Genomic DNA, 6,774 nt, shown 5'->3' with positions numbered 1-6,774 from the left:
AAATGAAAAGCTGCATGAACGGCTTCTTTAGCGCTCGTGGTGTTTACCATTACTTCCACATCTTTGCCAAATGCTTCATGAATCATTCTGTTGTCGAGTCCCATGCACACAATGGCTTTTACTTTTTCTTTAACCAGTTCCAGCATAGTGCTGTAATCATTGCCTTTGTCAATTCCACCCAATATCAGTATTACCGGCTGATTGCTGCTTTCCAGGGCGTACCAGGTGCTGTTAACATTGGTGGCTTTGCTGTCATTAACAAAGTCAACGCCCCTAACGGTCAGCACTTTTTCCATCCGGTGTTCAAGACCTTCAAAGTGCTGAACGGCTTTGCGGATTTTTTCTTTTCGTATACCAATCGTCAGTCCGGCCAGTCCGGCGGCCATGGTGTTGTACTGATTATGCTTTCCTTTAATGGCAAAGTCCAGTACGCTCATTACAAACTCTTCATTATCTAAATGTATATTCATCTTGTTTTCGCTTACATAAGCTCCTTTTGGTAGTTCGTATTGCATAGTAAATGGCAATGGGTTAGAAAGTAATGGATTTGTTTCCAGGTGAGCTGTTATCACCGGGTCGTCTGCACAATAGATGAAATAATCATTGTGCGTTTGGTTTTTTATGATATTGAATTTTGAACGGATGTAATTATCGAACCTGTATTCATAGCGGTCAAGATGATCTTCCGTTATGTTCAGTAAAACCGCTATATCTGCATTAAAGCTTTCTATGTCATCCAGCTGAAAGCTGCTGATCTCCGCCACATACAAAGGTTTGGGGTCCAGCGCTACCTGCCTGGCAAATGAATAGCCGATATTTCCAACTATGGCACAATCCATTCCGCCTGTTTTACATATATGGCCGGTTAAGGCCGTGGTAGTACTTTTTCCATTGCTACCGGTAATGGCTATTATTTTACTCTCACCTTTATAGCGGTATGCCAGTTCTATTTCACTGATCACTTTAATGCCTTTTGCTTTTATTTTTTGCACCAGTTCATTTTTTTCGGGAATGCCCGGGCTTTTTACTACTTCATCCGCGTGTAATATTTTTTCTTCTGAATGTTTCCTTTCTTCAAATACAATATCATGCTGCTGCAATTCGTTTTTATAGCGATCCTGTATGGTGCCGGCATCCGAAACAAAAACATCGTATTCCTGCTTACGGCAAAGGATAGCTGCTCCCACACCGCTTTCGCCTCCGCCTAATATGACCATTCTTTTTGCCATTCAACTCCTGCTATAATTTTTTTTGAACAGGTTGATATTACCTGTAACAGTTTTTATGTTGTCTTGTATACTTCACCGGCGTATTGTACCAATCATTTTTTTTTACCGCATTTTAAATGTGGCTATGGCAAACAATACGCACAGCACGGTTACGATCCAGAAACGTACGGCGATCTTGCTTTCGTGATAACCCAGTTTCTGATAATGATGATGGAGCGGACTTATTAAAAATATCCGTCTTCCTTCACCATATTTCCGCTTCGTATACTTGAAATAGCTCACCTGCAGCATTACGCTCAGGTTTTCTACCAGGAATACACCGCAAAAAATAGGTATCAGCAGTTCTTTGCGTACAATAATGGCCAGCGATGCAATGATGCCGCCCAGTGCAAGACTGCCGGTATCGCCCATGAATACCTGTGCCGGATAGGCATTATACCACAAAAAGCCTATGCATCCCCCCACAAATGCGCCCACAAAAACCGACAACTCCCCGAGGTTGGGGATATACATGATGTTCAGGTATTCTGCAAACCGGGTGCTGCCGCTTACATACACGAATATGCCCAGGCAGGCGCCGATCAGTGCGCTTACTCCCGCCGCAAGTCCGTCTAACCCATCAGTAATATTGGCCCCGTTGGATACAGCCGTTATGATAAAGGTTACGGCAATAATGTAAATGATCCAGGTGTACTTATCTGCTCCTTCACCTATCCAGCTGATGAGCCTGCTGTAATTGAACTCGTGGCTTTTTACAAAGGGAATAGTAGTGATCGGCGTTTTTACAATAGCATACCGGTGCTCTCTTCCTTCCATTGTTACTATGGTATCGCCTACTTTTTTTTCGCCCCGCTTTAGAAAATCCGTTTTAGCGGAAGTTGCCTGAGGCTCATAATACTCTCTCCACACCACAACCCTGTCATTGAAATACAACGTTGCCCCTATAATAATGCCCAGGCCCACCTGCCCGATGATTTTGGTTAGTCCGGCCAGCCCGTCGCTGTCTTTCTTTTTATATTTTTCGCCTTTTGCTATGGCCGCTTTTCTTGCTTTCAGCTTCAGGTAGTCATCCATGAACCCGATAAGCCCGAGCCAAACCGTGCACAGAAGCATGAGGAGGATGTATATTTTACTGAGGTCGGCGAAAAGCAGCGTAGGAATGAGTATGGCCAATAAAATGATGATACCACCCATAGTGGGAGTACCTTTTTTTTGTTGCTCTCCCTGTAAGCCCAGCTCACGCACGCTCTCGCCTACCTGTTTTTTTTGCAGCAGGTTAATGATGCGTTTGCCATACAGGGTAGATATCAAAAGCGACAGCAATACTGCCAGCAGTACCCTGAAAGTAATGAACTGCATCAACCCGCTTCCCGGGAATTTAATGCCCTCATCTCTTAGCCAGTCAAAAAAGTAGTACAGCATGTGCGCTTTATTTTTAATTAACCTGTTTTATTTTCACCGCGATCAAAACATTCCTGCCGCTGTACAGCAGCTTATTTTTCCAGCAGTTCAAGCATCTCCTTTAATACCTGCTTATCGTCAAAAGGGTATTTTACCCCTTTGATCTCCTGGTATTTTTCGTGCCCCTTCCCGGCTATCAGTACAATATCTTCCCCATCTGCCAGGGCAACTGCTGTTTTAATGGCTTCCTTTCGGTCGGTAATGGATATGTACTTTCTTTTTGCCGACGGCTGTAAGCCCTTTTCCATGTCCTGTATGATAGCATCGGCGTCTTCGCTTCTTGGATTGTCTGATGTAAACACCACTTTATCGCTATGGTTGCAGGCAACTTCGGCCATTACCGGCCGCTTCGTTTTATCCCTGTCGCCGCCACAACCCACAACAGTGATTATTTTTTCGTTCCCCTGCTTTAATTTTTTTACCGTTGCCAGTACATTCAATAATGCATCAGGCGTGTGTGCATAATCTATTATGCCGATGATCTTTTCGTTTGGCGAAATAATATATTCAAATCTTCCTTCCGCGCCCGTAAGGTTGCTGAGCACCTGCAATACCCTGTATTTTTCTTCTCCCAGGCACATGGCTGCACCGTATACAGCCAGCAGGTTATAGGCATTGAATTCGCCGATAAGCCTGAAGTGCACTTCCTGGTCGTTTATATTAAGCTGTAAGCCCGTAATGCTGTTGTCTATTATCTTTCCCTTGAAATCTGCCATTGTACGCAGGCTGTAGAAGTATTTTTTAGCAGCGGTATTTTGCAGCATTACCGCTCCTCTTTTATCGTCTGCATTGCTGATGGCAAAGGCATCAGCCGGCAGGTTGTCGAAAAATGATTTTTTTACACGGATGTATTCATCAAAGGTTTTGTGATAATCCAGGTGGTCGTGTGTGATATTGCTGAACAGGGCGCCTGAAAAATGCAGACCGGTTATCCTGTGCTGGTGAATGGCATGGCTGCTGCATTCCATAAACACATGCGTGCACCCTTCTTCAAGCATCTGCTTCATTAGTGCGTTGGTGCTAATGGCATCGGGTGTGGTATGCGTGGCCGGAACAATGTTTTCGCCTATCTGGTTTTGCACTGTTGAAAGCAACCCGCAGTGATAGCCGAGTCCGCTGAATAATTTGAAAAGCAAAGTGGCGATGGTTGTTTTGCCGTTGGTGCCGGTTACGCCGGTTACTTTCATCTTATATGACGGTGAATCAAAGAAATTATTGGCCATGTACCCTGCGGCGGCAGCGCTGTTCTCTACCTGCACATAGGTAACCATTTCTTTTTTTGTTGCCGGTAATTGTTCTGCAACAATAACGGTGGCTCCTTTCTGAACAGCGGCATCAATATATGCATGACCGTTGTGCACATTTCCTTTTATGGCAATAAAGCAGCTTCCTTTGGACACTTTTCCTGAATCAATCTGCAAATCTTTCACCACAGCGCCCATATTACCGTGCACCGAACGGATATTTACCCTGTACAATATGTCCTGTAATGCTGCCATGGCTTTTGCCTGTCTCCTTTTATATCTTTTTAGCGTTGTTTTAATTCAGTTCAAGAGCTATGGTTTGACCATTGTTAATAGCCAACCCTGCTTCCAGCGACTGTTTAACGACTTTGCCCGTACCTTTTACTGTAACCTTCATGCTCATGTTTTCGAGTAAATGCAGGGCATCTTTTAAACCCATTCCCGTTATATCGGGTATGGTTTGTTTACTGATATTTAATTTTTTTACTACCGGCGCATATTCACTATTGGTTACAATTCCCCATTTACCGGTTGTTATTGAATCTTTATAGGATACCTCCATTGCCTCCAGTACATTTTTGATTTCGCTGCCATAACCGCTCCACCTGTAATGATTGCTGTCGGCGCCCGTTTGTGCAATGAACAATTGCTGTTCCTCTGTACTTCCGGCATATAGCCTGTCGGCAATTTCTCTGAATACCGGCGCGGCTACCGCCCCGCCAAAATATTTGGCCGCATGGGGCTTGTTCTTGATGACCACTATACAGGAATATTTTGGGTTTTTAACCGGGAAATAACCTGCAAAGGAAGACTGGTATACGCCATCTCCATATTTGAATTTTCCATCATTCACTTTGGTTGTACCTGTTTTTCCTGCGGCATAATATACCGCATCCTTAAAAACCTGTTTTGCGGTGCCCTCTGTACAAACCGCATTCAGGCAATCTTTTAACTGCAGCAATGTTTCTTCCGAGCATATATTTTCATTCAGCACCTGTGGTTCAAACCGGTGCAACACATTGCCGTCTTTTTCTACCTGGCTAACCAGGTAAGGTTTCATGAGTTTGCCATTGTTGGCAACGGCGTTGTAGACCATCAGCAATTGCATGGGGCTCAGCATTACCTCATAACCAAAACCCATGGAGGGGAGCGTTTGCAAATGCCAGTCTTTGCGGGATGGGTTTTTTACCAGCGGCCTGAACTCCTCTTTCAGGTCTATCCCTGTACGTGAGGTAAGCTGAAGCGCTTCGTAATGTTTTATGAACTGTGCCGGATTTTTGGAATAATAATTATAAGCGAGTTTGGCCATGGCCACATTGCTGCTGTGCTCAAAAGACTCTTTTATGGTAAGCAGGCTCTTAGGTGATTTTTCCGCATCCCTGATCTTTCTGCCGTTCAGTACCCAGGTGCCGTCATTGATATCTATCATATCCGAAGTTGTAACGTATTTGTCTTCAAGAGCGGCGAGCAGCGTAACGAGCTTTATAACAGATCCGGGCTCAGATGTTTTTAGCGCGTAGTTGTCTATTTCAAAGTAGGAGCCGTCGGGCATGCGTCCCAGGTTGGCAATCGCCTTTATTTTTCCTGTAGCCACCTCCATTACCACCGCGCAGCCTTCCAGTGCTTCGTTGGAAACCATCATGCGCATCAGGGCGGTTTGCGTAATGTCCTGTATGTTCACGTCGAGGGTGGTAACAATATCTTTACCATTTTCGGGTTCAATCTCAGATCCTTCCACCGGCACAAAAGCGCCGCCGGATATACGGCGAACCAGGCGCTTGCCCGATACACCTTTTAATAAACTGTCGTAGGTTTTTTCGAGCCCTACGTTTTGGGTTATTACCTGCCTGTTGTTGTTTACATATGCTCTCGACAGTCCGATGGTACGGTTCGCCAGCAACCCAAAGGGTGTAAGGCGTTTTTCAATATCTTCAGCAATGAAACCGCTTTTGTTCCTTCCCTGTCTTACCAGGGGCAACTGGCGCAAAGCCCGGTATTGTTCGAAGCTCACTTTTTTCTTTAGCAAAAAGTAACGCTCTTTTTTGCGGTACCCGGTTTCCAATTGTTTTTTATAAGCGGCAGCGCTCTTGTCTTTAAAGATATCCGCCAGTCCTTCGGATAGTGAATCAATGTTTTCCTTAAAGCGTTTGCCTTCTTTTTCACGGAGTCCGTCGGCCAAAAAATCTATATGTATGTCAAAGAACGGTATAGAGGTGCTTAGCATACTTCCATCTTCGCTGTAAATGGTTCCCCGGTCTGCATCCAGGGCACGGTATTCAAGATGAAGGCTGTCGCTTAAGCTTTTCCAGTAGTTACCCTGGAATTGCTGAATGTAAAAAGCCTTTCCTATCACGCAAAGGCTCAGTACTACTATGCCCAGAAAGCAGAGGTATACCCGCCATAATATGTCTTTTTTTATTTCCAAAATTGTATTGGCAACCGTCATCCATGTTTAAACTTTTGACGGATCGTTTTGTTTTATTTATTTTTTCTTTACTATAATTTTAACCGGGGGCGTTTTCAGTTCTTTTAAACCCATAGGTTCAACAGCTTTGGCCAGTTCACTTTGTTTGCCCCGCATCATCAGTTCACCTTTCACTGTTTTGTATTCATACTGCAGTTCCTTTAATGCTTTGGCACTGCGGTTGATGTCTTTAATGGTATTTTCGGCATAGTGCCCGTTATATATGTATACAACAGCCAGTATGGCCAGAAAAAGAAAAAAGTAGATGTTTTTGATCATCCACCGGTAGTTCAGCCATTTTTTAACTCCGCCTGTTAAAGATGGAGATTCGTCATGCTTTGTATTTTCCGTATCGGGCATTGTATGTTGTAAATAT

The 6,774-nt window shown here is 44.2% G+C and carries 5 protein-coding genes; all 5 read right to left on the bottom strand.

Annotated elements, in window-relative coordinates:
- A partial coding sequence (gene murD, locus PLH26_RS02850) for a UDP-N-acetylmuramoyl-L-alanine--D-glutamate ligase (RefSeq protein ID WP_324584470.1) occupies positions 1-1,229 on the bottom strand: 1,229 nt, incomplete at its 3' end.
- A 102-nt stretch (positions 1,230-1,331) separates the two neighbouring features.
- The gene (gene mraY / locus PLH26_RS02845) at positions 1,332-2,651 is read right to left on the bottom strand and encodes a phospho-N-acetylmuramoyl-pentapeptide-transferase (RefSeq protein ID WP_324584469.1); all 1,320 of its coding nucleotides are present in this window, start codon (positions 2,649-2,651) and stop codon (positions 1,332-1,334) included.
- 71 nt (positions 2,652-2,722) lie between these two features.
- Positions 2,723-4,189: a UDP-N-acetylmuramoyl-L-alanyl-D-glutamate--2,6-diaminopimelate ligase gene (locus tag PLH26_RS02840; protein WP_324584468.1), complete on the bottom strand. Its 1,467-nt coding sequence runs from the start codon at positions 4,187-4,189 to the stop codon at positions 2,723-2,725.
- A 40-nt stretch (positions 4,190-4,229) separates the two neighbouring features.
- On the bottom strand, positions 4,230-6,380 hold the full coding sequence (locus PLH26_RS02835) for a PASTA domain-containing penicillin-binding protein (protein WP_324584467.1): 2,151 nt from the start codon (positions 6,378-6,380) through the stop codon (positions 4,230-4,232).
- A gap of 36 nt (positions 6,381-6,416) precedes the next feature.
- A complete protein-coding gene (locus PLH26_RS02830) occupies positions 6,417-6,758 on the bottom strand; it encodes an FtsL-like putative cell division protein (protein WP_324584466.1) in 342 nt (113 codons plus the stop codon).
- Positions 6,759-6,774 lie beyond the last annotated feature (16 nt).

Origin of the sequence: Agriterribacter sp., assembly GCF_035444585.1 — a bacterium.
Classification (GTDB): domain Bacteria; phylum Bacteroidota; class Bacteroidia; order Chitinophagales; family Chitinophagaceae; genus Agriterribacter.
This window is presented reverse-complemented; position numbering and strand designations above follow the sequence as displayed.